The organism is Vibrio sp. TH_r3 (assembly GCF_033101115.1).
Lineage (GTDB): Bacteria > Pseudomonadota > Gammaproteobacteria > Enterobacterales > Vibrionaceae > Vibrio.
Genome location: NZ_JAWMPW010000031.1, coordinates 13,504 through 39,141 on the forward strand (window position 1 = coordinate 13,504; position 25,638 = coordinate 39,141).

The following is a 25,638-nucleotide window of genomic DNA, read 5'->3' on the forward strand; positions in this document are numbered from 1 at the left end:
CTCTTGGCATGTTAACCAAGGGCTAGTAACGCTTTTTCAAAACGCTCGTCAATCGCGATTAATCAAGAGTACGTTTGATTTCAACGGTTTCAAATACTTCTATTTGGTCCCCTGCGCGAACATCATTATAGTTCTTAACGCCGATACCACATTCGTAACCATTTTTGGCTTCTTGTACATCATCTTTAAAACGACGTAATGATTCTAGCTCACCTTCGTAGATAACTACATTTTCACGTAGAACACGAATTGGTGCGTTACGCTTAATCACACCTTCGGTGACCATACAACCTGCAATGGCACCAAGTTTAGGTGATTTGAACACTTCACGTACTTCAGCCAAACCAATAATTTCTTGTTTGAACTCTGGAGCAAGCATGCCACCCATGGCTTGTTTCACTTCGTCGATCAATTGATAAATAATTGAGTAGTAACGTAGATCTAGGTTTTCATTTTCAATGGTACGTCGAGCAGAGGCGTCTGCACGAACGTTGAAACCTAAGATAATAGCGTTAGAAGCTGCAGCTAGAACCGCATCAGTTTCGGTAATACCACCAACACCAGAACCGACTACACTTACTTTTACTTCATCGGTAGACAGTTTATGTAGTGAATCGGTAATGGCTTCAACTGAACCTTGAACATCAGCTTTAAGAACCACATTGAGTTCAGCAACTTCACCTGCTTCCATATTCGAGAACATGTTTTCAAGTTTTGATTTTTGTTGACGTGCTAGCTTAACATCACGGAACTTACCTTGGCGATAGTTAGCAACTTCACGCGCTTTACGTTCATCACGCACAACTGTTGCTTCATCACCAGATGAAGGAACTCCTGATAAACCAATTATTTCTACAGGAATAGATGGACCAGCAGAAACAATTTCCTTGCCATTTTCGTCACGCATTGCGCGAACTCGGCCATATTCTTGGCCACACAGTAAGATATCACCTTTGTTCAATGTACCGGTTTGAACCAATACAGTAGCAACTGGACCACGACCCTTATCAAGACGAGATTCAACAACCACACCAGAAGCCATGCCATCAGCAACCGCCGTTAATTCTAAAACTTCTGATTGAAGCAAGATAGTTTCTAGCAAGCCTTCAATGTTGGTACCTTGTTTAGCAGAAATATGAACAAACATATTTTCGCCGCCCCATTCCTCAGGGATAACGTCATATTGTGCAAGTTCATTTTTTACATTATCTGGGTTTGCACCCTCTTTATCTATCTTGTTTACAGCAACAATTAGAGGAACTTCCGCCGCTTTAGCGTGTTGGATAGCCTCAATTGTTTGTGGCATAACGCCATCATCAGCAGCAACAACCAATACAACGATATCTGTAGCTTGAGCACCACGAGCACGCATTGCAGTAAATGCGGCGTGTCCAGGAGTATCAAGGAAGGTGATCATACCGTTATCAGTTTCTACATGGTAAGCACCAATGTGCTGAGTAATACCACCCGCTTCGCCCGATGCAACATGTGCTTTACGAATATAATCCAATGTCGATGTTTTACCGTGGTCAACGTGCCCCATGATAGTAACAACGGGCGCACGAGGAACAGCTTCAGCTGCGCCATCACGATCAGACAAAATCGCTTCTTCTAATTCATTCTCTTTACGAAGAATAACTTTATGACCCATTTCTTCTGCGACAAGAGCAGCGGTTTCTTGATCGATAACTTGGTTAATGGTTGCCATTGCTCCCATTTTCATCATGACTTTGATGACTTCAGTACCTTTAACTGACATTTTATTTGCCAGCTCAGACACAACAATTGTCTCACCAATAGCAACGTCTTGTTTTGCAACTGTTGCAGACTTATCAAATCCGTGCTGTTGCATAGAAGTTGGCTTAGCTAGCTTACCTTTACGGCCTTTACCGCGTTGGTTACGACCGCCACGACCTTGAGATTCTGTAGAATCAGGCGCTTTCTTCTTACGCTTACGACGACTTGGCCCAGGTGCTGCAGCTTGACGATCCGCTTCATCTTCTGCTTCACGTGCGTGAGTAGATGTCGTTACGTGATAGTCAGACGTTTCTTCTTGCGCTTTCTTTTTCTTCTCTTCTTCTGACCAACGCTCTTGGTTTTCTTCTGCTAGCTTACGAGCTTCTTCAACTAGCTTAAGCGCGGTTTCTTCGGCTTTTTTCTTCGCTTCTTCTTCTTGACGACGCTTCAACGCATCGGCTTCTTTTTGTGCGGCATCTTGCTTAGCTTTTTCTTTTGGATTCATTTTTGCTTCTGCTTCTCGCTTCGCTTTTGCTTCTGCTTCACGTTTTGCTTTTGCTTCAGCTTCAGCTTCACGCTTCGCTTTTGCTTCTGCTTCACGTTTTGCTGCTTCTTCAGCTTGACGTTTTGCTGCTTCTTCAGCTTCACGTTTTGCTGCTTCTTCGGCTTCGCGTTTTGCTGCTTCTTCAGCTTCACGTTTCGCTTCATCTTCAACTGAACTGCGCTTAACGTAAGTACGTTTCTTACGTACTTCTACTTGTACATCTTTACTTTTACCGCCAGTAGCAGCCACGCTTAGTGTACTGCGAGTCTTGCGTTGTAGCGTTAAACGAGTTGGTTCAGATTTTCCTGAAGTATCGCCGTGTTCTTTTTTAAGATAAGTAAGAAGATTCGACTTCTCCTCATCGGTAACATTGTCGTTGCTGGTCTTTGACATACCAGCATCAGCAAGTTGTTCTAACAAGCGATCAACCGGTGTACCGATTTCTTCACTCAGTGCTTTAACTGTAAGTTGCGTCATGCGCTCCCTCCTTGCTGAAATTAATCTTCGTCGCTGAACCAACAGATATTACGTGCTGCCATGATAAGTTCACCCGCTCGCTCTTCTGTTAAACCATCAATACCTTCGAGGTCATCAATGCCTTGTTCAGCTAATTCTTCTAATGTTGCAACGCCTTTGGCTGCAAACTTAAATGCCAATTCACGCTCTAAACCTTCTAGACCGAGTAGATCTTCTGCTGGTTCTATGCCTTCAAATGACTCTTCTTGTGCAAGAGCAAGGGTCGTTAGCGAGTCTTTTGCTCGACCACGGAGCTCTTCAACGATCTCTTCATTTAGACCATCAATTTCTAATAGTTCGTTTACTGGAACGTAAGCTACTTCTTCTAGTGTTGAGAAGCCTTCTTCAACTAACATTTCAGCGAAATCTTGCTCAATATCGAGATACTTCATAAAGTTTTCGATGGAAGCAACCGATTCTTCTTGATGTTTTTTCTGTAAATCTTCAACCGTCATAACATTTAACTCCCAACCGGTAAGCTGAGATGCTAAACGAACGTTCTGACCATTACGTCCAATTGCTTGGGCTAAGTTATCCGATTCAACTGCGATATCCATTGCATGAGCATCTTCATCGACGATAATTGATGCAACATCAGCTGGAGCCATGGCATTAATAACGAATTGAGCAGGGTTATCATCCCATAATACAATATCAATACGTTCACCACCAAGTTCACCTGAAACAGCTTGTACACGTGCACCACGCATACCAACGCAAGCACCAACAGGGTCAATACGACGATCATTGGTTTTCACTGCTATTTTAGCACGTGAACCAGGATCACGAGCTGCGCCTTTTAACTCTATTAATTCTTCAGCAATTTCCGGTACTTCAATACGGAAAAGCTCCGTCAACATTTCAGGCTTAGAGCGAGTAATAAATAACTGGAACCCACGAGCTTCTGGACGAACTGAATACAAAAGCCCACGAACCCGGTCACCTGGACGAAAGTTTTCACGAGGAAGTTGATCATCGCGCATGATAACCGCTTCCGCATTATTACCAAGGTCCAAAATAATAGTTTCGCGATTTACTTTTTTCACAACTCCGGTAACAAGCTCACCTTCGTTATCGATAAATTGTTCTACAACTTGTGCTCGTTCAGCTTCACGTACTTTTTGTACAATAACTTGCTTCGCTGTTTGCGTAGTAATTCGGTCAAACGTTACTGACTCGATATCGTCTTCAATAAATCCGCCAAGTTCAATTGTTTCGTCATCGTATTTAGCAGCTTCAATCGAAATTTCTTTAGTTGGGTTTTCTACTTCTTCTACTGCCATCCAACGACGGTAGGTATTAAAATCGCCGGTTTTACGGTCAATTTCCACACGAACTTCAATTTCCAGTTCATGCTTCTTTTTTGTTGCTGTTGCTAACGCAATTTCTAACGCTTCAAAAATACGCTCACGAGGAACAGCTTTCTCGTTAGAAACAGCTTCAACAACTGCTAAAATTTCTCTGTTCATTTATCTAGCCTCATAAAAAATTCTCTCTAGGAGAACTAAAATTTAGGGATCAGGTTAGCTTTAGAAATATTGCTTAATGCAAATTCTTCACTTTGTCCTTCAACGGTGATAATGATTGTTTCACCTTCGACAGCTTGGATAACGCCTTTCCATTTACGACGATTATCCATGGCCATTTTCAGAACAATGTTGACCTCGTGACCAATAAATTGTTGGTAATGTTCTGTTTTAAAAAGTGGCCTTTCCAAACCAGGAGAAGATACTTCCAAGTTGTATGCAACAGAGATCGGATCTTCAACATCCAGTACCGCACTTACTTGACGACTAACTTCAGCACAATCATCCACGTTAATGCCGTTTTCACTATCAATATAAATACGTAAAGTTGAGTGTTCGCCTGCACGAATAAACTCAAGACCGACTAATTCGTAACCTGATGCTCCAACAGGAGATTCAAGCATTTCCGTTAGTTGTCTTTCTAAACCAGTCATTTAACCACTCCAGAAACGAAAAAAGGGCTCAGAGCCCATTCTAAATCCCAAGCAATAACACCGCACTTCAGCTAAAACCTGAAGTACAGATAATAAAAAACCCCGAAATAGCCGAGGTTTAGTATTGCTGGACCCTGATATAACTAAACTATAATTTACATTACCGTTTAGTTCATAGTTAATGTGACTTTATAAATCGCCATTAACTATGATAACTTGCACATCAGTTCCTCGATGAGTATTGGTTGCGGGGGCCGGATTTGAACCGACGACCTTCGGGTTATGAGCCCGACGAGCTACCAAGCTGCTCCACCCCGCGTCCGACTGTCGAACATTATACGCTCAACAGTTTGATTTACAAGTTACATCAATCTAATCCTGATGTTGCTATCAAAATTAAATTAATGGTGCCGAGAGAGGGACTTGAACCCTCACACCCTAAGGCACTAGCACCTCATGCTAGCGTGTCTACCAATTTCACCATCTCGGCATATATTGTTTTCTGTCTATAATAAATAAAACATCTACAATAATTAAAAGCTTTATTGAGGAATTTCGTCGCCAGTTTGTTCGGCTGGAATTTCACTCGGTAAATCTGCTGCAGCATCTTCAAGGATTATTTGACCTTGTGTTGGGTCTATCCATTGAGATTCAGTTTGGTGTGTTGCTAAATTACCAAAAACAAGAGCTACAGCGAAAAATACAGTTGCACATATTGCAGTCATTCGGGTTAGGAAATTCCCTGAGCCACCAGAACCAAACACTGTGTTTGAAGCACCGGCACCAAATGAGGCTCCCATATCTGCGCCTTTACCTTGTTGAATCAGTACCAGCCCAATAACACCAGCAGCAGCCAACAGGTAAACCACAAGTAGAATAGTAGTCATTTTTTCACCTACGTAACTATTTGTCGAACTAGCACCACCTATTATTCAAAGGCAAAGCCAGCGACCTCCGGTATCGAAGGCCGAGCAATACTATAGGATTGAAATAAAGCTGACAAGTAAAAAATGCGAGTTATATTCCAAATGGTCAATTAAACATCAAAAGTTGTTTTTACAGCGTCGGCAATCTTTAATGCAGAAGCCTTAACCAGTTGTTCATCTTCACCTTCAACCATCACTCTTATCAAAGGTTCGGTACCGGATTTACGTAAAAGCACACGCCCTTTCGAACCTAATTCGTTCTCTACTTGTTGGGTCGCCGTTTTCACCACGTCCGCTTCAAGTGGATTACTATCTCCAGAAAATCTTACGTTTTCCAATACTTGTGGATATAGTGTCATTCCTTCAGACAAATCTTTTAATGTCATTTCACTATCAACCACTGACGCAAGTACTTGCAACGCTGCAACAATTGCATCTCCGGTTGTGACTTTATCAAGTAGAATAACATGACCAGAGTTTTCAGCGCCAATTGACCATCCTTTCTCTTGCAGTTGCTCCATTACATATCTATCGCCAACCGCCGCTCGAACAAAAGGAATACCGAGTTGCTTTAGTCCATTTTCCATACCTAAATTGCTCATTAAGGTACCAACTACCCCACCTTTTAACTCTCCTCGGCGAAGCGCATCTCGAGCAATAATATAAGCGATCTGATCGCCATCTATTTTATTACCTTGATGGTCGACCATAATAATGCGATCGCCGTCACCGTCGAATGCGAGTCCTAAATCAGCCTTCTCTTCAACGACTAACTTCTGTAAAGCTCTGACATCTGTCGCTCCAACTTCTGCATTAATGTTCACGCCATTAGGCTCAACACCAATAGTAACGATTTCAGCACCTAACTCTTTAAAAACAGAAGGCGCAATGTGATAAGTCGCGCCATGAGCGCAATCAATCACTATTTTTAATTTGGCTAAATTTAGATTATTTGGAAATGTGCTTTTGCAAAACTCTATATAACGTCCAGCGGCATCATTTAGGCGAGCGGCTTTACCAAGCTGAGAAGACTCAACACAAACTAATGCTTTATCAAGCTCTGCTTCGATAGCAAGTTCTACTTCATCAGGTAGTTTCATTCCTTCCGATGAGAAAAATTTGATGCCATTATCATAATAAGGGTTATGTGATGCAGAAATAACAATACCAGCTTCTGCACGAAAAGTTTGCGTTAAATAGGCAATAGCAGGTGTTGGCATAGGGCCGGTTAGCGTTGCGTTTAACCCAGCGGCCGCTAGCCCAGCTTCCAACGCTGATTCCAACATATATCCGGAAATACGTGGGTCTTTCCCGATGATTACTTTTTTTGTACCTTGCTTGGCAAGAACACGACCTGCAGCCCAACCCAGTTTTAGTATAAAGTCTGGTGTAATTGGAAATTCACCCACTTTGCCACGAACACCATCGGTACCAAAATAACGTCTTTCTGACATGTTAGTATCCTATTTATTTGTCATTATTTTCTATTTGTATTTATTTTCAGTGAGACATTGTACTACTTTTAACGCATCTAATGTCTCTTCAAAGTCATGAACTCTGATTATCTGCGCACCTTTTAATGCGGCAATAGTTGCACAGCTAATGCTGGCAGCCAGAGTTTCCGATGGTTTTTTATTGAGTAAGTTAAACAGCATCGATTTTCTCGACATTCCAACTAATAATGGGAAACCAAATGAATGAAACTGCTCTAAAGTATCAAGTAGCTGATAATTATGTTGTAACGATTTACCAAACCCAAAACCTGGATCGAGAATTATTCTACTCGAATCTATACCAGCTTCACTGCATGCTTGAACTCGTTGAGCAAGAAATTGTTCTACTTCTGTAAACAAGTTGTCGTAAACGGGCTTAGTTTGCATTGTTTGTGGTTGTCCTTTCATATGCATCAAACATACTGGCGCATCAAACAATGCTGCGACGTCTAAAGCATTTGGCTCGCTTAATGCTCGGACATCATTAATGATATCCGCTCCAGCCTCAAGAGCCTGGCGCATAACTTCTGCCTTACTGGTATCAATGGAGATCCACACATCATGCTTTGCTCTGATCGCTTCAATTACTGGAATGGTTCGCGCAAGTTCTTCTTCTAGTGTAACCCTAGTTGCGCCAGGTCGGGTTGATTCACCGCCTATATCAATGATAGCAACGCCTGCTTCTATCATTTTTTCTGCTCGATGCAGTGCATCACCAATATTATTAAACACACCTCCGTCAGAAAAAGAGTCAGGGGTCACATTTAGTATCCCCATGACTTGCGGTGAGTTCAACGACAGCTGTTTATTATTCGACTTTAAAATCATATTGGCATATTCGACATACAAAAAGACCCCGAACATATCGAGGTCTTGGTTTTAGTATCTAGCAGTTACTCAGATTTGTTATCTTTATTAACGTCACTTTGTTTTTCTGCTTTTTGTTCAGCATTGTCGGAAGAGTCTTTCACTTCAATATCTTCTGCCACTGTTTCGGCAGTAATATCCTCTTCAGTCGCGTTAGGTTGAACTGTTTCTGCTTTGTCTGTACCCATTGCTGCTTTAGCATCTGCTCGAGCTTGGCTCACTTTTTCAGCTGAATCACTGGTCCAACCTTGTGGCTCACGAATTTCTTCTTTTCTTGCCATCAAGTCTTCTAGTTGCCCAGCATCAATAGTTTCATATTTCATCAATGCATCTTTCATCGCATGCATGATATCCATATTGTCTTCCAATATTTGCTTAGCGTGTGCGTAGTTTTTATCAATAATACTACGAATCTCAGCATCTATCAGTTTAGCTGTATCATCTGACATATGTTTAGTCTGAGTTACACTACGGCCTAAGAATACTTCACCTTCTTCTTCTGCATACAGCAATGGACCTAATTTTTCAGAGAAGCCCCACTGAGTAACCATCTTACGCGCTATATCAGTTGCTCGCTCGATATCATTAGAAGCACCAGTTGAAACTTTATCTGAGCCGTAAATCATTTCTTCTGCTAGACGACCACCATATAAAGTTGCAATAGAAGATTCTAGCTGCAAACGAGACATACTAATGCGGTCTTGCTCTGGCAAGAACATGGTAACACCCAAAGCTCGGCCACGAGGTATAATCGATACCTTATAAACTGGATCATGGTCTTTAACTAGCAAACCAACAATCGCATGCCCTGCTTCATGGTATGCAGTAGATTCTTTTGACTCCTCAGACATAACCATAGAGTGACGAGCGGCACCCATCATGATTTTATCTTTGGCCAATTCAAACTCAACCATGGAGACATTGCGTTTGTTTCCACGAGCGGCAAACAATGCAGCTTCATTCACTAAGTTAGCCAAATCTGCACCTGAGAAACCAGGTGTACCACGAGCAATCAGCGATGGCTCTACATCGCCAGATAACGGTACTTTGCGCATATGTACTTTTAGGATTTGTTCTCGGCCACGCACGTCTGGCAGACCAACCATGACCTGACGGTCGAAACGGCCGGGACGCAACAATGCAGGGTCAAGAACATCAGGACGGTTAGTTGCGGCAATAACAATAATACCTTCATTTCCCTCAAAACCATCCATTTCCACCAACATTTGGTTAAGCGTTTGCTCACGTTCATCGTGACCACCACCCACACCAGCACCACGTTGGCGACCTACCGCATCAATTTCATCAATAAAGATAATACATGGTGCAGCTTTCTTTGCTTGTTCAAACATGTCACGTACACGAGAAGCACCAACACCAACAAACATTTCTACAAAGTCTGAACCAGAAATAGTAAAGAACGGAACTTTGGCTTCACCTGCAATCGCTTTTGCAAGTAACGTTTTACCTGTTCCCGGAGGCCCAACCAACAACACACCGGTCGGTATTTTACCGCCTAATTTTTGGAATCGACTCGGGTCCCGAAGATAATCAACCAATTCTTTAACATCTTCCTTGGCTTCATCACAGCCTGCAACATCACCAAAGGTGGTTTTGATTTGCTCTTCGCTCATCATCCTGGCTTTGCTCTTACCAAATGACATAGCGCCTTTGCCGCCGCCGCCTTGCATTTGACGCATGAAGAAGATCCATACACCAATCAGCAGAATCATTGGGAACCAAGAAATGAAAATTGAACCAAGTAGGCTTTGCTCTTCTGGTGGAGAACCTTGCACTTTCACATTTTGGTTAATTAAATCATCAAGCAATTTATCATCGCTAAGAGGCATATACGTCACGTTACGTGAATTATCACGACGATAGAATACGATTTCTCGGCCATCAAACTGTGCTTCACGAATTTGGCCTTGGCCAACTTCTTGTACAAAGGTGGTATAATCTACTGTTCTTCCGTTACTTTCGCTGGGTCCAAAACTCTGGAATACCGACATCAAAACAACAGCTATAACCAACCATAAAATTAAATTTTTTGCCATGTCACTCAAGGTGCAAGCCTCTCGATAACTAATTGTAATTAAAAGTAGAGTACTACAGATCGTTGCCTGTATCTACAGCGTAATAGTTTAGCCTTTATATCCAGTGGCCACTATATAAACTTCTCGAGAACGCGCTCTCGATGAGTCCGGTTTTCTAATTTTGACGACTTTAAACAAATCACGTACGTCTTTTACATATTGATCAAAGCCTTCACCTTGGAACACTTTGACAACAAAGCTACCATTAGCAGCTAGAACCTGTCGACACATATCAAGCGCAAGTTCGACTAAATACATCGCCCTTGGTTGATCTACCGACAAATTCCCCGCCATATTAGGCGCCATATCAGACATTACCACGTCAACCATATCGGGTTGAATTCTTTCCAAAAGTGCTTCTAAAACTGAATCCTCTCTAAAATCACCTTGTAAAAAACTCACTCCAGCAATGGAATCCATCGGTAAAATATCACAAGCAATAACTTGTCCACTATCCCCGACGATCTGAGTCGCATATTGTGACCAGCCTCCAGGTGCTGCCCCCAAGTCCACAACGGACATTCCTTGCTTCAACAATTTATCTTTTTCTTGAATTTCTTCAAGCTTAAAGATCGCTCTAGAACGATAGCCTCTTTTTTTCGCTTCATTGACATATTTATCGTCAAAATGCTCTTTAAGCCAACGTCCTGAACTTGCTGAAAGTTTCTGTTTACTCATTCTATTCCTAGTAAATTTAGACGAATTACCAAATAAGTATGGTAGAAAAATTAGTCTTCGTGATTAGATGGCGTTAAAATACCGTTTTTCAACCCCGAATTCGTTTATACTTTCAAAAATTATCATGCATTTTTTGATATTTGAAATTAAAGCACATTTTAACTACTAACATAATTGGCCGCGTAATGAATCTGAGCACCAAACAAAAACAGCACCTTAAAGGCCTAGCACACAACTTAAAACCAGTTGTGCTAATGGGCGCCAATGGATTAACTGAGGCTGTTCTAGCGGAAATAGAACTCGCACTAGATCACCACGAGTTAATCAAAATTAAAGTTGCCTCTGAAGATAGAGAAACTAAGCAACTTATCATTGATGCGATTATTCGTGAGAGCAAAGCTGAAAAAGTACAGACTATAGGAAAAACCCTTGTACTTTATCGCCAATCTGAAGCACGTAAAATCGAAATACCAAGAAAATAATATACGTTATAATTAAAAGGGTCGCTACGATTGCGACCCTTTTTCTGTACTCAACTCAACAAACGGTTAGATTAAATATATTGAACCTTGTCAATTTCATAATCTTTATCGCCGCCCGGTGTAGAAATAACCACTTCATCACCTTCTAATTTACCAATTAAGCCACGAGCAATAGGTGAGCTCACCGAAATGCGCCCTGCTTTGATCTCAGCTTCATCTTCACCAACAATTTGGTAGGTCGACTCTTGTTCAGTATCTAAATCAATCAAAGTAACGGTAGAACCAAAGATGATTTTACCTGTGTTATCCATTTTGGTGACATCGATAACTTGTGCAACTGACAGTTTATATTCAATATCTCTAATCTGAGCTTCACAAATACCTTGTTCTTCTCTTGCCGCATGATATTCAGCATTTTCTTTTAGATCACCTAACTCTCGAGCTTCAGCGATTGCAGCAGATATAATCGGACGACGCTTTAATAATGTATCTAATTCTTCACGCAGTTTTTGTTCACCACGGAGAGTCATTGGGACTTTTTCCATTTTTAACCTCTAAACCAAAGTCAGCTTTGGACAAAACGAACCCACTCAACATAAGCTGAGTGAGTTTAGATATAATTGAATTTGCTCTAGTGTAAACAAAGATTGGTGATTAATCATCTATATTAACGATTTGTATCACAAAATTAGCATATGAGTACAAACCAATATAATTTCGTGCCTATTCAGTAACGGTGTAATATGACAAAACCTAAAAATAACTAAAAAACCAGTAAATTCCTCTTTAATAAAGAAGGGATATAATTATTTAAAATCAGATAATTAAAATAAAAACTAGGCCTACACCCACTATTTTTACATCATTTTACTAACCTAATAGGGAACTTTAACGGTACAAATTCTAACAGGCAAAACATCAACAATTGCTTTTGAGCTTTTCAGCACAAGTTCAAATTCTTTTTTATACTTTAAATTCAATCATCATTTATATTTTAAAATTATTAAGCAAATTTAGGATTAAATAAAATGAACAAAACAATGTTAGCGCTAGCAGTGTCCACGGCAACAATTACAACCGGTGCGTTCGCCGCGGCAGAAGGAAAACAAGCAGGTTCTATCGACGGAACAGAGATATACAGTTCTAACGGCAACAGTTTGGAAATTGGTGGTCGTGCAGAAGCTCGTCTTTCTATGCAAGATGGCAAAGCGGAAGATAAATCTCGTGTTCGTCTTAATTTTTTAGGTACGACACAAATCACTGACGAACTGTATGGTGTTGGCTTTTATGAAGGCGAGTTCACTACGGCAGACAATGGCGATGGCAGTGACTTAGACAATCGTTACGCTTATGCGGGCTTTGGTGGTACGTTTGGAGAAATGACTTACGGTAAAAATAGTGGTGCACTAGGCGTTATCACTGACTTTACCGATATCATGGCATATCACGGTAACAGTGCTGCGCATAAAATTGCCGTAGCTGACCGTACCGACAACATGGTTACCTATAAAGGTAACATGGACAATTTAGGATTTAAGGCTAGCTATCGTTTCGCAGATAGAGATACTAATAATGGCGACACAGATTTTGTAGATAACGGTCTTAATGGCTATTCATTGTCCGCTATTTATGCCATTTCGGATACAGGACTAACTCTTGGTGCTGGTTATGCTGAACAAGGTGATGAAGACGAGTATATGTTCGCTGCATCATACAAAATTGCCGACTTATATCTCGCTGGTATTTATACTGACGGTACTATAGATACCAACGTTGATTATACCGGGTATGAATTAGCCGCAGCTTATAAAATCGATCAATTAGTTTTAACCACAACCTATAACAACGCCGAAGAAGATAAAGTAACAGCAACAGACAGTCTTGCAATTGATGCCACTTACTACTTCAAACCAAACTTCCGCAGTTATATATCATATAACTTCAACATGCTTGATAAGAATGATGTAGGCAAGGTTAATGCAGAAGATGAACTGGCTTTGGGTATCCGATACGATTTCTAAATCTTGTTTGACAGATAAAGTATAATACTGCCAAGATTAAATGATCTTAAAATGCCTGCTTTATATAGCAGGCATTTTTTTTCTTGGATATACTCAATTTTTCATCCTATTGTTGGTCGGTAAAAATGCGCTTAATTGTGGCTTTCATTTTATTATTTTTCTCTAGTTATTCATCCGCTTATGCACCAGTCGAAATATTGCCTTCGGGCAGTCAAGTCAGTTTATCGGTTACCACTTCATCAAAAACGCTTTTATCAATTAATACCGACAAACTTTTTCCACCGGCTAGTACCTTAAAAATAATTACCGCTTTAGCGGCAAAGTTAGAATTGGGTGACAATTTTCGCTTCGAAACACAGGCCCAAAAAAAAGGAAATGATATTATTTTTCGTTTCTCTGGCGATCCAACATTAACTTACAACGATTTAGATAAACTGCTTAACACCTTACATAATAAAGGTTTACACAAAATTGAAGGCAATATATGGCTGAATAAAGGGGCTTTTTCAGGATATGAACGAGCAGTTGGCTGGCCTTGGGATATTCTAGGCGTTTGCTATAGCGCACCATCCAGTGCAATAACGTTAGATGGTAATTGCGTACAGGCTTCAATTTATACTAATGATGATGGAACGACGCGCGTCCATGTTCCAAAGCATCAACCTATCGTCGTTAAAACTAACGCTATTACTGTGTCAAAAGAGCAACAGAAAGCACAGCAATGTGAGTTGGAATTGACCACCTCTTCCGGAAATGAGTATCTGCTATCAGGCTGCCTTGTAAAACGCAATAAACCATTGCCTCTTAAATTTGCGGTGCAACAAACGGATTTATATGTCGAAGATAAATTACGTACCCTACTTATAAAAAATAACATTGCCTTCAATGGTCAGTTTTTACTAAGTAATGACATCGAAGGTCACGTTATTGCGTCTCATTTTTCTGCACAATTATCACAAATAATAGAAAAAATGCTGAAGCATTCAACCAACCTGATTGCGGATAATATCACTAAGACTATTGGTGCTCGTTTTTACTCACAACCCGGTAGTTTTACCAATGGAACAGAAGCGATAAAACAGATTATTTTTTCAAATACAGGTGTAGATATAAATGATGCGCAGCTAGCTGATGGTTCGGGACTATCGAGAAATAACAGAATTAGTGCTAACGACTTAACTCAAATACTGACCTATATATGGCATAACGACCAAAAATTAAACTTTGTAAATATGCTTGCGACATCAGGTGAAACAGGCACACTTAGATATAGAAAAAGTATGAACACACCTCAAATAAAGGGGCAGCTACAAGCTAAAAGTGGCTCAATTTATGGAAGCTACAACATGGCAGGATTCGTACTCAACCCAAATAAGCAACCAAAAGCGGTATTTGTACAATTTGTAACCGATTATTTTCCGGCTAAAAACCAGACAACAACTAACGCATTTCCAGCAATCTTTCAGTTTGAAGATTCTTTTTATCGTGATTTAATCAAATTATCTGAACACAGCGAATATCTACAATAATATCCTTAAATACTCTAGTTATTTGATTTGCGTTATGGGTGAGAAAGTTAATATCTGTTTGCTTTAAATTAAGTTATTTATATCGTGTATAAATAGCCGAATGCAAAAAAGGCGCAAACTGCGCCTTTTTCTAATTTTAACACGCTATTTTTAACAAGCCATTTTTCACAAGCTAAGCAACTTACGTTCTAGCTAATTGAAAAATAGAAAAGTTATACACCTCACGATGCTACAACTTTAGCTTAGCGTTATACGAGCAAACTTTCGTTTACCGACTTGATAAACCGCTGTACCCGCTTGAGGAATCATTTTAGTGTCTTCAATTTTATCACCATCAATTTTGGCTGCACCTTGACGTATCATACGCATTGCATCTGATGTTGAATTAACCAAACCCGCTTCTTTAAGAAGGTTACCAATTGCGATGCCTTTTTCAAACTCAAACTCCGGCATTTCATCTGGTATAGCGCCTTTTTGAAAACGATTAATAAAATCTTGTTCTGCGGCTTCTGCATCTGCATCGGTATGAAAACGAGCAATAATTTCTTTGGCGAGTAATATTTTGATATCACGAGGATTTTTTCCTGCGTCAACTTCCACTTTAAATTGTTCTATTTCAGTCAAAGGACGGAAAGAGAGCAACTCATAGTAACTCCACATCAAATCATCAGAAATTGACATGATTTTACCAAACATATCATTAGGTGCATCACTGACACCAATATAGTTATGAGCTGATTTAGACATTTTTTTCTCACCATCTAAACCAACAAGCAGGGGCATAGTCAAGACGCATTGAGGCTTTTGACCATTGGCTTTTTGCAACTCACGCCCCATTAACAAATTAAATCGCTGATCGGTACCACCTAGTTCAACATCGGTTTCCATTGCAACAGAATCATAGCCTTGCAACAACGGATACATAAATTCATGAATCGCGATAGGTTGATTGTTAGAATAACGTTTTTTAAAATCGTCGCGTTCTAACATGCGAGCTACGGTTTGATTGGCAGCTAAACGAATCATTCCCTCTGCTCCCAATTCAGACAACCAAGTCGAGTTAAACTCTATTTTGGTTTTTTCTGGATCGAGGATTTTAAATACTTGTTGTTTATATGTTTCTGCATTAGCTAATACATCTTCGCGAGTCAATGGCGGACGAGTTGTATTTTTCCCTGTTGGGTCTCCTACCATACCAGTAAAGTCACCAATCAAAAACGTGACATCATGTCCTAATTCTTGAAACTGGCGTAATTTATTTAGGATAACGGTATGACCCAAGTGAATATCTGGTGCAGTTGGATCGGCTCCTAACTTAATACGTAATGGACGATTTTCTTTAAGCTTTGCAATTAGCTCATCTTCTGGTAATAATTCATCGATACCACGTTTTATTTCAGCCAATGCTGTTTCTATACTCGCCATTCTTGTTAACTCCCGCAGATTTGGCAAAAATTATTTGGTGTACAGTTTACTTGAATAGCTATGTATTTTGAAACCAGTTAAACTCTGTATTGCCAATATTTCACCTAAATTAACTATTAATAACCATGCTTGCTACTTTTTTTCGGCTTCCTAGTCTCCATAGAACATTGATCCTCGTTATTTCTGCACTAATAACTGTGTTGTTATTTCTTCCTGACGCTGAAGTTCTCAGCAAAAATCAAACAACTCTAGAAATAGGTAAACATTATCCTCTTGAAATCAAACTTGAAGTACCAACAATAATAAACAACCAATTATCAAGTTCGGTCGTTAAATGGGAAAAATACACCATTAACTCGGGTGAAAGTGCAGCAAAATTATTTAATAGAATTGGTTTATCTCCACAACTTTTGCATAAAGTCATTTCCAGTGATAAAGAAATTAATAATCAACTTTCTCGCCTACGTGTAGGGGATGAACTTTCTTTTGGTTTTGATCAAAAGCACGATTTACTGCAAATAACCCGAGTGCTAAGTCCTTTCGAAACCTTCCGTATCAGTAAAACAGAGCAAGGGTTCGCAGGTAAATTAGAAAGTAAAGACGTTAATATTCAACTTAACTACGCTGAAGCAACCATCTCATCAAATTTTTGGAATGCTGCACTCGCTGCTCATTTAACACCGAATCAAATTATGGAACTTGCCGGAATTTTTGGTTGGGATATTGATTTCGCACTGGATATCCGTTCGGGTGATAGTTTTAAAGTTCTGTATGAAGAAAAGCTGGTGGAAGGCGAGAAAATGGGCCGAGGTAAAATCATTGCCGCTATGTTTTCAAACCAGGGAGAAACCTTTACCGCTATTATTGATGACAACACTGGTAATTATTTTGATCAAGATGGACGAGCGATGAAAAAAGCCTTTTTACGTTCACCTATTGATTTCAGACGCGTGACATCTAACTTCAATCCTACCAGACGACATCCTGTGACAGGAAAAATCACCGCCCATAGAGGTACAGATTATGCAGCCCCAGTTGGGACACCTATTTGGGCAGCAGGAGACGGTATTGTTGATAAATCAGGCTACAACCAATTTAATGGTAACTATGTATTTATCCGCCATAGCAATACTTATATTACCAAATATCTGCATATGAAGCGCCGTTATGTCAAAACCGGACAACGAGTGAAACAAGGCGATACTGTAGGAACTCTAGGAGGGACAGGCCGCGTTACTGGACCGCATCTGCATTATGAATTTTTGGTAAACGGTGTCCATAAAAATCCAAGAACGGTAAAATTACCTCAATCAAAATCATTACAAGGGCAAGACAAAGCCAATTTCTTAGCCAATGCAAAGCAGCGATTGGAACAACTTGATAGATATGGAAAGTTGCTATTTTCTAGCGATCCCTAGTGTCGCCATTTATTCTTAGCGGTTTCTTTATGATTAATCGTCTTCAAAAACAAAACCCCAGTTCGTTCTATTGAACTAACTGGGGTTTAAATATTATAAATTAATCAATAAGTTAGATAATACCACATGATCACTTGACTAGTTTTATATTAAAAAACTAATTTCTTTGAATGGCGTCATTTGCTTGCTTTAACAAATTTTGGCTTTCTGTCATAAACTGCTGAGAATAGTCACCAAACCAATCACTCACTTTAGCAAAATTTTGTACAAAGGCTTCTTTATCATGACCTTCTAAGATCTCAATTGCTTCCCCAAAACTGGAGTGAAAACGTTTGATCATCTGAATATTTTCTTGCGAAGACAAAATAATATCGGCATACAAATTAGGATCTTGAGCGAACAGCCGCCCGACCATAGCCAACTCTAAACGATAAATAGGAGAACTAAGTTGCAACAGCTTGTCAATATTTGGATTTTCTCGGCTTAAATGTAAACCATAAGCAAAAGAGGTAAAGTGACGCAATGCTTGAATCAAAGTCATACCATGATCATGCTCTTCTGCATCGATATTACTAAGAGAAGCACCCCAAATAGTAAATTGATCTAATAGCCATTGATAATCTTCCTCTCCACGACCGTGGCAATACACAATAACTTGTTTGGCCAAACTTGGCACATCAGGGCCAAACATTGGATGTAATCCCACCACTGGACCAGCATGAACACTTAACATTTTTTCTAACGGTTTTGATTTAATTGAAGTTAAATCACACAAAATACAGTCATCGGGTAAATGAGTTAATTTATCAATCACGCCTGACGTTAAATGAATAGGAACAGTAATCACTACTAGCCCCGCATCTTTAAGTAATACATCTGCGTTATGCCAATCTTTACTGCCTAAAATTTTCACTTGATAGCCAGATAAAGTAAACATGCGAGCAAATAGACCACCTAATTGCCCATGACCACCAACGATAACAACTGAACGTAATGAAGGATTTAAGCATTTAAAACCAGAATCTTTTTCACTCGCATAAGATTCACGCATCGTTCTTCGTAAAATATCTTCAATAAGCTGTGGTGGAATACCGCGTTTTTCTGCTTCTTGTCGACGAGATGCGAGCATTGCCGCTTCGCGGTCAGGCGCGTAAATAGGCAACCCGTGTTCACTTTTAACTTCACCCACTTTCTCTACAAGCGCTAGACGACGTACCAACAAATCAATCATTTGTTTGTCGACTTCATCTATTTGGTCTCGCAACTCATTTAACTCAACAGCCATCCAATCTGCCTTTATCTTCTTTCTATCTATAATATTTACGCCTGTATTCTCATTATGAAAGAACATCGATACACAGTGTTTATAGAAAAGTAATTATAGAAAAAGCGAAGCAACTAAAGATGCTTCACTGTTTATGTTTCGTCACCAAATCGGTATATAAATTAACATGCGTAGTATATCAATTTAGATGATGAGTACATCAACTATCACGATTTAACATTGCCTTTCATTACACGATAATTTATCCCAACTTATACAACTGATGAACGATGTCAATACGATAAATTTATTTGAGCCTATCTTTTAAAAACGGAACCAGCTCTTTATGTGCTTGACGTAACAGTGTCTCAGTAGACTGCCAGTTAATACACGCATCGGTAATTGATACACCATAAGCCATTTCATCCAAAGGAATATCAGATGACTGGTTACCTTCATTGATATGACTTTCTATCATTAGACCAATAATGGATTTATTTCCCTGACGTATTTGAGAAATAGCATCTTCAGCGACCAGAGGTTGACGGCGGTAATCTTTGCGTGAGTTAGCGTGGCTACAATCTACCATTAGCGACGCATCAAGACCATGTTTCTGTAACTCACCTTCGCACTCAGCAACCGAGACAGAATCATAATTGGTTTGCTTACCGCCACGAAGAATAACATGACCATTACTATTACCTTGTGTGGTAAGTAAAGCGACTTGTCCATCAGTATTAATACCCATAAATCGATGGCTAGAGGACGCCGCTTGCATGGCATTAATTGCGGTAGACAGGCTACCATCAGTGCCGTTTTTAAATCCTATTGGCATGGATAAGCCACTAGCCATTTCACGGTGAGTTTGCGATTCGGTTGTTCTAGCGCCGATTGCAGCCCAACTAAACGTGTCTGAAAGATATTGAGGGCTAATAGGATCCAAGGCTTCTGTTGCCAACGGGATATTCATTTCAGCAAGATCGACCAGCAGTTTACGTCCTACATGCAAACCATGTTCAATATCAAACGTGCCGTCCAGTTGAGGATCATTAATTAATCCTTTCCACCCAACCGTAGTGCGTGGTTTTTCAAAGTAAACACGCATAACAATATAAATTTGATCATTCAATTGAGCCGCAAGTTCTTTCAATCGTTTAGCATATTCCATCGCAGCATCAATATCATGAATAGAACACGGCCCACATACCACTAATAAACGGTGATCTTTTTTATGTATTATATTTGCAATTGTTTGTCGTGATTCTTGGATAAACTGCCGAGCACTATCACTTAAAGGCAGTTTTTTCTTTAATTCGCTTGGAGTGATTAAAACTTGTTCATCACTGATATTAATATTACTTAATGTACTTTTTTTCATCTTATTTTCCGTAAACTATAATTTACACTTATTTTTGGTCAGTGAGAAAAACCAGCCAAATTACATATAAAATAACAGTATTAACGAAAGTTTCAAGTGTAAATAATTAAAAACATTAAATGTAAAATTAAGTTTACAACAATAAATGGTTGAACTATTTTAAAAATTCTAGTCTAGCCGCTACTTTCGTTATTTGATCTGGAATATCATGATATAGCAATCACATTGACTCGGTTTATATTATGGATTTGATTCTCTCTCTACTACAACAGATGTGCGTATATCTTGTCTTAGCTTATATGCTCAGTAAAACCCCTGTTTTTTTACCATTACTTAATATATCAAGCCGCCTAGAAAACAAACTGAACTGCTATTTCATATTCTCGCTATTTTGTATAATGGGTACTTACTTTGGCCTACAAATAAACGATGCTATCGCCAATACTCGCGCTATAGGGGCAGTAATGGGAGGCATTTTTGGTGGACCAATAGTTGGTTTTGCTGTTGGTTTTACTGGGGGAATACATCGTTATACCTTAGGAGGCTTTACTGATATTGCATGCGCTATATCAACCACTGCGGAAGGGCTTATCGGTGGCTTATTGCACAGTTATTTAATAAGTAAGAATAAACGAGAACAATTATTTAATCCTAGAGTCGTCTTCTCGGTTACGCTATTCGCTGAAATAACGCAAATGTTAATACTTCTACTATTTGCGAAGCCTTTTGATCAAGCTTATAACTTGGTGTCTGCTATTGCTGCTCCAATGATCATTGCAAATTCTATTGGCGCTGCTCTTTTTATGAGTATTCTTCAAGATAGAAAAACCATTTTTGAAAAATACTCTGCGACTTTCTCTAGAAGAGCCCTGAATATAGCCGAACGTTCTGTTGGTATTTTAAATAGCGGTTTCAACTCGCAGAATGCGGCTAAAATTGCCAGAATAGTCTACGAAGAGACCAATGTAGGTGCAGTTGCAATTACCGATACAGATAAAATATTAGCGTTTGTGGGTATTAGTGATGACCACCACCGCCCGAATACCCCAATATCATCACAACGCACGTTAGATGCGATGGAAAAAAATGATATTATTTACCTTGATGGAAAAGAAACGCCCTATCAATGTTCAATTTCTAACCATTGCAAACTTGGTTCAGCGTTAATTATTCCTTTACGAGCGGGTGATAAAGTAGTCGGAACTATAAAATTATATGAACCGAAAAGAAAATTATTTTCTACGATCAACATGTCGATGGCAGAAGGTATTGCCCAACTTCTTTCTAGCCAAATTCTTTATGGCGATTACCAACAACAACAAATGCTATTGTCTCAATCTGAAATAAAGCTGCTACATGCTCAAGTTAATCCTCACTTTCTTTTTAATGCGCTCAATACCATCAGTGCTGTTATTAGAAAAAACCCGAATAAAGCTCGAGAACTAATCCAGCATTTATCCCATTTTTTCCGAAGTAATCTAAAGCAAAACATTGAAACAGTAAGCTTGAAAGAAGAACTAGATCATGTAAATGCTTATTTAACGATAGAAAAAGCACGTTTTAGTGATCGATTAGAGGTAGACATTGATATCGATACGACTCTACAAGATAGAGTCGTGCCAAGCTTTACTCTTCAACCTCTGGTTGAAAATGCAATAAAGCATGGAATATCACATTTATTACAAGGCGGACGAATTAAAATTTACAGTCGTTATAATACACATGGATGTGAAATTATTGTGGAAGACAATGCGGGTAGTTACGCGCAGCCAGATGACCACCATACTGGATTAGGTATGCAAATTGTAAGTAAGCGCTTATCGAACTACTTTGGGCCTAGCGGCGAACTAAAAACCCACGTTGAAAAAGACCAGTTAACTCGAATGAGTTTTATTATTCCTAATCAATAATAAAAAATAAAGGTTATATAAATGCTTACAGCATTAATCATCGATGATGAACAACTTGCCAGAGAAGAACTTATTGAGTTGTTAGGAGATACCAAAGCGATAAAAGTAGTCGATCAAGCAAGTAATGCTATTGAAGGTTTGAAAAAAATAAACACCCTTAAGCCTGACGTTATTTTTTTGGATATTCAAATGCCACAAATAACTGGTATTGAGCTTCTTGCTATGCTCGATCCTGATACGATGCCTAAGGTGGTCTTTGTTACTGCCTTTGACCAATATGCAGTACAAGCTTTTGAAGACAATGCATTTGATTATCTATTAAAGCCTATTGATACAACTCGCTTAGATAAAACGGTTTGTCGATTAATCAAACAACACAACAAAGACAATCAACACCAAGATCTTTCAGTCATTGCTCCTATTTCATTAGAACAAATTCCTTGTATAGGCTTGAACCGAATTATGATCATTCCAACAAAAGATGTAGAGTGCGCATTCAGTGATATCAGTGGTGTCCACATTCGTAGTTCTTCTCAGACAGCTACAAGTCAATTAACCCTTAAAGTCTTAGAAGAAAAAACCGATTTATTACGATGCCATCGACAATATTTAGTGAATACCAAAACGATTAAAGAGATAAAACTACTGGAGAATGGCTTAGCGGAAATCATCACTCTAAGTGAATATTGCATTCCGGTAAGCCGTCGTTACTTAAAAACCCTCAAAGAAAAGCTCGGTATCGTGTAACATAAAACCTATTTTTTACGGTAAAATTGAAGATTGTGTTCTTAATCATTGGCCTGTTCGATTAATTTTTTCATAGCATCACTCGCTTCTTTCCATTGATTAGAAAGCTTTAATTCAGAAAGCGTAAACGACTGTTTTTTAAAAAGTGCTTTTGCTCTAGGTACGACTTCTGATTGCTCACATATAGGAAGTTGATCAAGAATTTCGATGCTCGCGTGACGATTATTACATAGTAACAACATATCACATCCAGCCACCAACGCTTGTTTCGCTCGTTGTGCAGCTTCACCCATTACTGAAGCGCCTGTCATATTAAGATCATCAGAAAAAATCACACCCGAAAAACCTAATTTTTCACGTAATATATCTTGTAGCCAGAAAGCCGAACCACTCGCAGGTTGATTATCATAATGTGGATAAATTACATGAGCTGGCATGACTGCATCTAAAACCCCCATCAATATGTGTTGTTTAAAGATATCCATATCGTTGTCTAAAATATCGTCTCGAGAGTCATAAGGTGTTTCTATGTGAGAGTCGGCAATGACACCACCATGTCCAGGAAAATGTTTACCTGTCGTTGCCATTCCCACCTGTTTCATGCCTTTCATGTAAGCTGAGCTATATTTCACTATCGTTTGAATATCCTCGCCAAACGCTCTACTTCGAATAGCCTTACATTCATGCCCCATGTCTAACACAGGGGCAAAACTAAGATCAATGTCATGCGCAATCAGTTCGGCAGCCATTAACCAACCGGCTTGTTGCGCTAAAAATGCTCCATTGTGATGCTGAGCAAACTGCTGAGCCGCCGGGATACTAGAGAACCCATTTCGAAAACGTTGTACTAAACCACCTTCTTGATCAACACCAATAAGTACTTTTTCATTGGTTATTTTTCGAATATGTCGACATAAAGCCAACAGCTGATCGTTATCGTGAAAATTTCTACTAAATAAAATTAAACCGCCCACTGTCGGGTGTTGCAAAATTTCTTTATCTTCTGCATCTAATTCATAACCAGCAACATCGACCCATAGTGGCCCCATTTTAAACTTCTCCTAAATCTGTCATCTAGTATGTGTTGGTGTAACAATTGAGGAAAATAGTATAACCTTAATAGCGGTAGATATAGTAAAGTTTATAAATTTCCAATCCATCGCTGTTGACTGTAGACGACTCAAATTCAAGCATTAAACAGTAAAAAATCGAGGGCCTAATGCAAACTACATCACTCTATATTGGTGTCATGTCAGGAACAAGTTTAGATGGTATAGACACGGCTCTTGTTGCTATTGACTCTGATACAACCGAACTTATTGCTTCCGATACCTTTCCTATCCCCGAGAATGTTAAACAACATGTACTCAATATAGCGATGGGACAACAGACAAACCTAGTAGAAGTGGGATTAATAGACTGTCAATTAGGCCACCTTTACGCGGACGCAGTTAACCAGCTGTTAGCAAAGTCTAATCTGGATGCTTCTGCTATCACTGCGATTGGTAACCATGGCCAAACCGTTTATCATCAGCCTTTTGGTGACTATCCCTTTACGCTTCAGTTAGGTGATGCCAATATTATTGCCGCAAAAACCGGTATTAAGACCGTTGCGGATTTTAGACGCAAAGACGTTGCATTAGGAGGTCAAGGCGCGCCTTTGGTTCCTGCCTTCCATAGAACGGTATTTAATCCTTCTCACTCCAGCATCGTAGTACTAAATATCGGTGGTATCGCCAATATTTCTGTATTAAGAGCAAATACCGCTACATTGGGTTACGATACTGGACCTGGAAATATGTTATTAGATGCTTGGATTTATACGCAAACAGGTGATAATTACGATAAAAATGGGCAATATTCAGCGACGGGAAAAATTATCCCCGAGTTGCTAACCTCTTTATGTAACGACGATTACTTCCAATTAGAAGCGCCTAAAAGTACTGGACGAGAATTATTTAATCTAGATTGGTTAAAGAAAAAACTGAACGAATTGAACTCTACTTTTGCACCTCAAGATGTCCAAGCAACACTCAGTGAATTTACCGCCTTGACCATAGCCAACGAGGTGAAAAAATATTACCAAGGACATGCACCCGAGTTACTCGTTTGCGGTGGAGGATCACGTAATCCACGATTAATGGCACGCCTAGCAACTTTACTACCAAATTGGCATGTTTGTACCACTGACGACAAGGGAGTAAATAGCGAATATATGGAAGCGATTGCTTTTGCATGGTTAGCATATAGACGATGCAATAGCTTGCCAAGTAACCTTCCTGAAGTAACCGGCGCAAGTAAGCCAGCGTCTTTAGGAGTTATCTACCCAGCAGACTAATTACAAGGATAATTACAAGTAATTACAAGGACATGCACCTTTGATATAAACTCCAAACTAACTGCGAATTACAAGGACATGCACCTTTGATATAAACTCCAGACTAACTGCATTAATGTCAGGACATACATCCTAAGCTCGGATTTAACATATAGGGATCTATTTTAATACTTTCAAAATAAAACATTCTAAATGTTGAAAGTACGTATTCTGTTAAGAAGGCATACCAAATATTACATACGAATAAGAAATTTTATATATTCTAAATGAAAGGAAAATTGATTAAATTTGTCTAACTTAACTGGTATT

20 protein-coding genes and 2 tRNA genes are annotated in these 25,638 nt (G+C 39.4%); 7 read left to right on the forward strand and 15 right to left on the reverse strand.

Annotated features, from left to right (window positions below; all coding sequences use genetic code 11):
- Positions 1-58: 58 nt before the first annotated feature.
- From infB to rlmE, 10 genes are all read right to left on the reverse strand, one after another.
- Positions 59-2,758: a translation initiation factor IF-2 gene (infB, locus tag R3X26_RS17095; RefSeq protein WP_317718542.1), complete on the reverse strand. Its 2,700-nt coding sequence runs from the start codon at positions 2,756-2,758 to the stop codon at positions 59-61.
- Positions 2,759-2,778: 20 nt separating this feature from the next.
- Positions 2,779-4,266: a transcription termination factor NusA gene (gene nusA / locus R3X26_RS17100; RefSeq protein ID WP_317718543.1), complete on the reverse strand. Its 1,488-nt coding sequence runs from the start codon at positions 4,264-4,266 to the stop codon at positions 2,779-2,781.
- Between the two features lie 35 nt (positions 4,267-4,301).
- Entirely contained in the window at positions 4,302-4,757 is a 456-nt protein-coding gene (gene rimP / locus R3X26_RS17105) for a ribosome maturation factor RimP (protein ID WP_317718544.1), read from the reverse strand.
- A 242-nt stretch (positions 4,758-4,999) separates the two neighbouring features.
- Positions 5,000-5,076 (reverse strand) — tRNA-Met (locus tag R3X26_RS17110).
- Between the two features lie 86 nt (positions 5,077-5,162).
- Positions 5,163-5,247: transfer RNA gene (locus tag R3X26_RS17115), tRNA-Leu, on the reverse strand.
- Between the two features lie 52 nt (positions 5,248-5,299).
- On the reverse strand, positions 5,300-5,644 hold the full coding sequence (secG, locus tag R3X26_RS17120) for a preprotein translocase subunit SecG (protein ID WP_317718545.1): 345 nt from the start codon (positions 5,642-5,644) through the stop codon (positions 5,300-5,302).
- A 149-nt stretch (positions 5,645-5,793) separates the two neighbouring features.
- A complete protein-coding gene (gene glmM, locus R3X26_RS17125) occupies positions 5,794-7,137 on the reverse strand; it encodes a phosphoglucosamine mutase (RefSeq protein WP_317718546.1) in 1,344 nt (447 codons plus the stop codon).
- 30 nt (positions 7,138-7,167) lie between these two features.
- A complete protein-coding gene (gene folP, locus R3X26_RS17130) occupies positions 7,168-8,004 on the reverse strand; it encodes a dihydropteroate synthase (RefSeq protein ID WP_317718562.1) in 837 nt (278 codons plus the stop codon).
- Positions 8,005-8,069: 65 nt separating this feature from the next.
- Positions 8,070-10,100: an ATP-dependent zinc metalloprotease FtsH gene (gene ftsH / locus R3X26_RS17135; protein WP_317718547.1), complete on the reverse strand. Its 2,031-nt coding sequence runs from the start codon at positions 10,098-10,100 to the stop codon at positions 8,070-8,072.
- An 87-nt stretch (positions 10,101-10,187) separates the two neighbouring features.
- Complete coding sequence (gene rlmE, locus R3X26_RS17140; protein ID WP_317718548.1) at positions 10,188-10,817, reverse strand: 23S rRNA (uridine(2552)-2'-O)-methyltransferase RlmE; 630 nt, start codon at positions 10,815-10,817, stop codon at positions 10,188-10,190.
- Positions 10,818-11,002: 185 nt separating this feature from the next.
- Here rlmE and yhbY point away from each other — a divergent pair, with 185 nt between their 5' ends.
- Positions 11,003-11,299, forward strand: coding sequence for a ribosome assembly RNA-binding protein YhbY (gene yhbY, locus R3X26_RS17145; RefSeq protein WP_317718549.1), 297 nt, complete (start codon positions 11,003-11,005; stop codon positions 11,297-11,299).
- 71 nt (positions 11,300-11,370) lie between these two features.
- On the opposite strand, the gene greA is transcribed toward yhbY, so the two are convergent.
- Entirely contained in the window at positions 11,371-11,844 is a 474-nt protein-coding gene (gene greA / locus R3X26_RS17150) for a transcription elongation factor GreA (RefSeq protein WP_317718550.1), read from the reverse strand.
- 483 nt (positions 11,845-12,327) lie between these two features.
- Here greA and R3X26_RS17155 point away from each other — a divergent pair, with 483 nt between their 5' ends.
- Together R3X26_RS17155 and dacB are read left to right on the forward strand one after the other, a co-directional pair.
- Positions 12,328-13,320 (forward strand): porin, encoded by a 993-nt coding sequence (locus tag R3X26_RS17155; protein ID WP_317718551.1) that lies wholly within the window; start codon positions 12,328-12,330, stop codon positions 13,318-13,320.
- A gap of 125 nt (positions 13,321-13,445) precedes the next feature.
- Positions 13,446-14,849 (forward strand): serine-type D-Ala-D-Ala carboxypeptidase, encoded by a 1,404-nt coding sequence (gene dacB, locus R3X26_RS17160; RefSeq protein ID WP_317718552.1) that lies wholly within the window; start codon positions 13,446-13,448, stop codon positions 14,847-14,849.
- A gap of 237 nt (positions 14,850-15,086) precedes the next feature.
- On the opposite strand, the gene tyrS is transcribed toward dacB, so the two are convergent.
- Complete coding sequence (tyrS, locus tag R3X26_RS17165) at positions 15,087-16,274, reverse strand: tyrosine--tRNA ligase (protein ID WP_317718553.1); 1,188 nt, start codon at positions 16,272-16,274, stop codon at positions 15,087-15,089.
- Positions 16,275-16,399: 125 nt separating this feature from the next.
- On the opposite strand from tyrS, the gene R3X26_RS17170 reads away from it, so the two are divergent.
- Positions 16,400-17,692: a peptidoglycan DD-metalloendopeptidase family protein gene (locus R3X26_RS17170; protein ID WP_317718554.1), complete on the forward strand. Its 1,293-nt coding sequence runs from the start codon at positions 16,400-16,402 to the stop codon at positions 17,690-17,692.
- Between the two features lie 157 nt (positions 17,693-17,849).
- Here R3X26_RS17170 and tyrA read toward each other — a convergent pair whose 3' ends face one another.
- Both tyrA and R3X26_RS17180 read right to left on the reverse strand, forming a co-directional pair.
- Positions 17,850-18,977: a bifunctional chorismate mutase/prephenate dehydrogenase gene (gene tyrA / locus R3X26_RS17175; protein WP_317718555.1), complete on the reverse strand. Its 1,128-nt coding sequence runs from the start codon at positions 18,975-18,977 to the stop codon at positions 17,850-17,852.
- A gap of 286 nt (positions 18,978-19,263) precedes the next feature.
- Entirely contained in the window at positions 19,264-20,334 is a 1,071-nt protein-coding gene (locus tag R3X26_RS17180) for a 3-deoxy-7-phosphoheptulonate synthase (RefSeq protein ID WP_317718556.1), read from the reverse strand.
- Positions 20,335-20,576: 242 nt separating this feature from the next.
- Between R3X26_RS17180 and R3X26_RS17185 the strand changes: the two genes are divergently transcribed.
- A complete protein-coding gene (locus R3X26_RS17185; RefSeq protein ID WP_317718557.1) occupies positions 20,577-22,244 on the forward strand; it encodes a sensor histidine kinase in 1,668 nt (555 codons plus the stop codon).
- 21 nt (positions 22,245-22,265) lie between these two features.
- The gene (gene btsR / locus R3X26_RS17190) at positions 22,266-22,991 is read left to right on the forward strand and encodes a two-component system response regulator BtsR (RefSeq protein WP_317718558.1); all 726 of its coding nucleotides are present in this window, start codon (positions 22,266-22,268) and stop codon (positions 22,989-22,991) included.
- Between the two features lie 41 nt (positions 22,992-23,032).
- Here btsR and nagZ read toward each other — a convergent pair whose 3' ends face one another.
- Complete coding sequence (gene nagZ, locus R3X26_RS17195; RefSeq protein ID WP_317718559.1) at positions 23,033-24,040, reverse strand: beta-N-acetylhexosaminidase; 1,008 nt, start codon at positions 24,038-24,040, stop codon at positions 23,033-23,035.
- A gap of 170 nt (positions 24,041-24,210) precedes the next feature.
- On the opposite strand from nagZ, the gene R3X26_RS17200 reads away from it, so the two are divergent.
- Complete coding sequence (locus tag R3X26_RS17200; RefSeq protein WP_317718560.1) at positions 24,211-25,329, forward strand: anhydro-N-acetylmuramic acid kinase; 1,119 nt, start codon at positions 24,211-24,213, stop codon at positions 25,327-25,329.
- Positions 25,330-25,638: the final 309 nt, after the last annotated feature.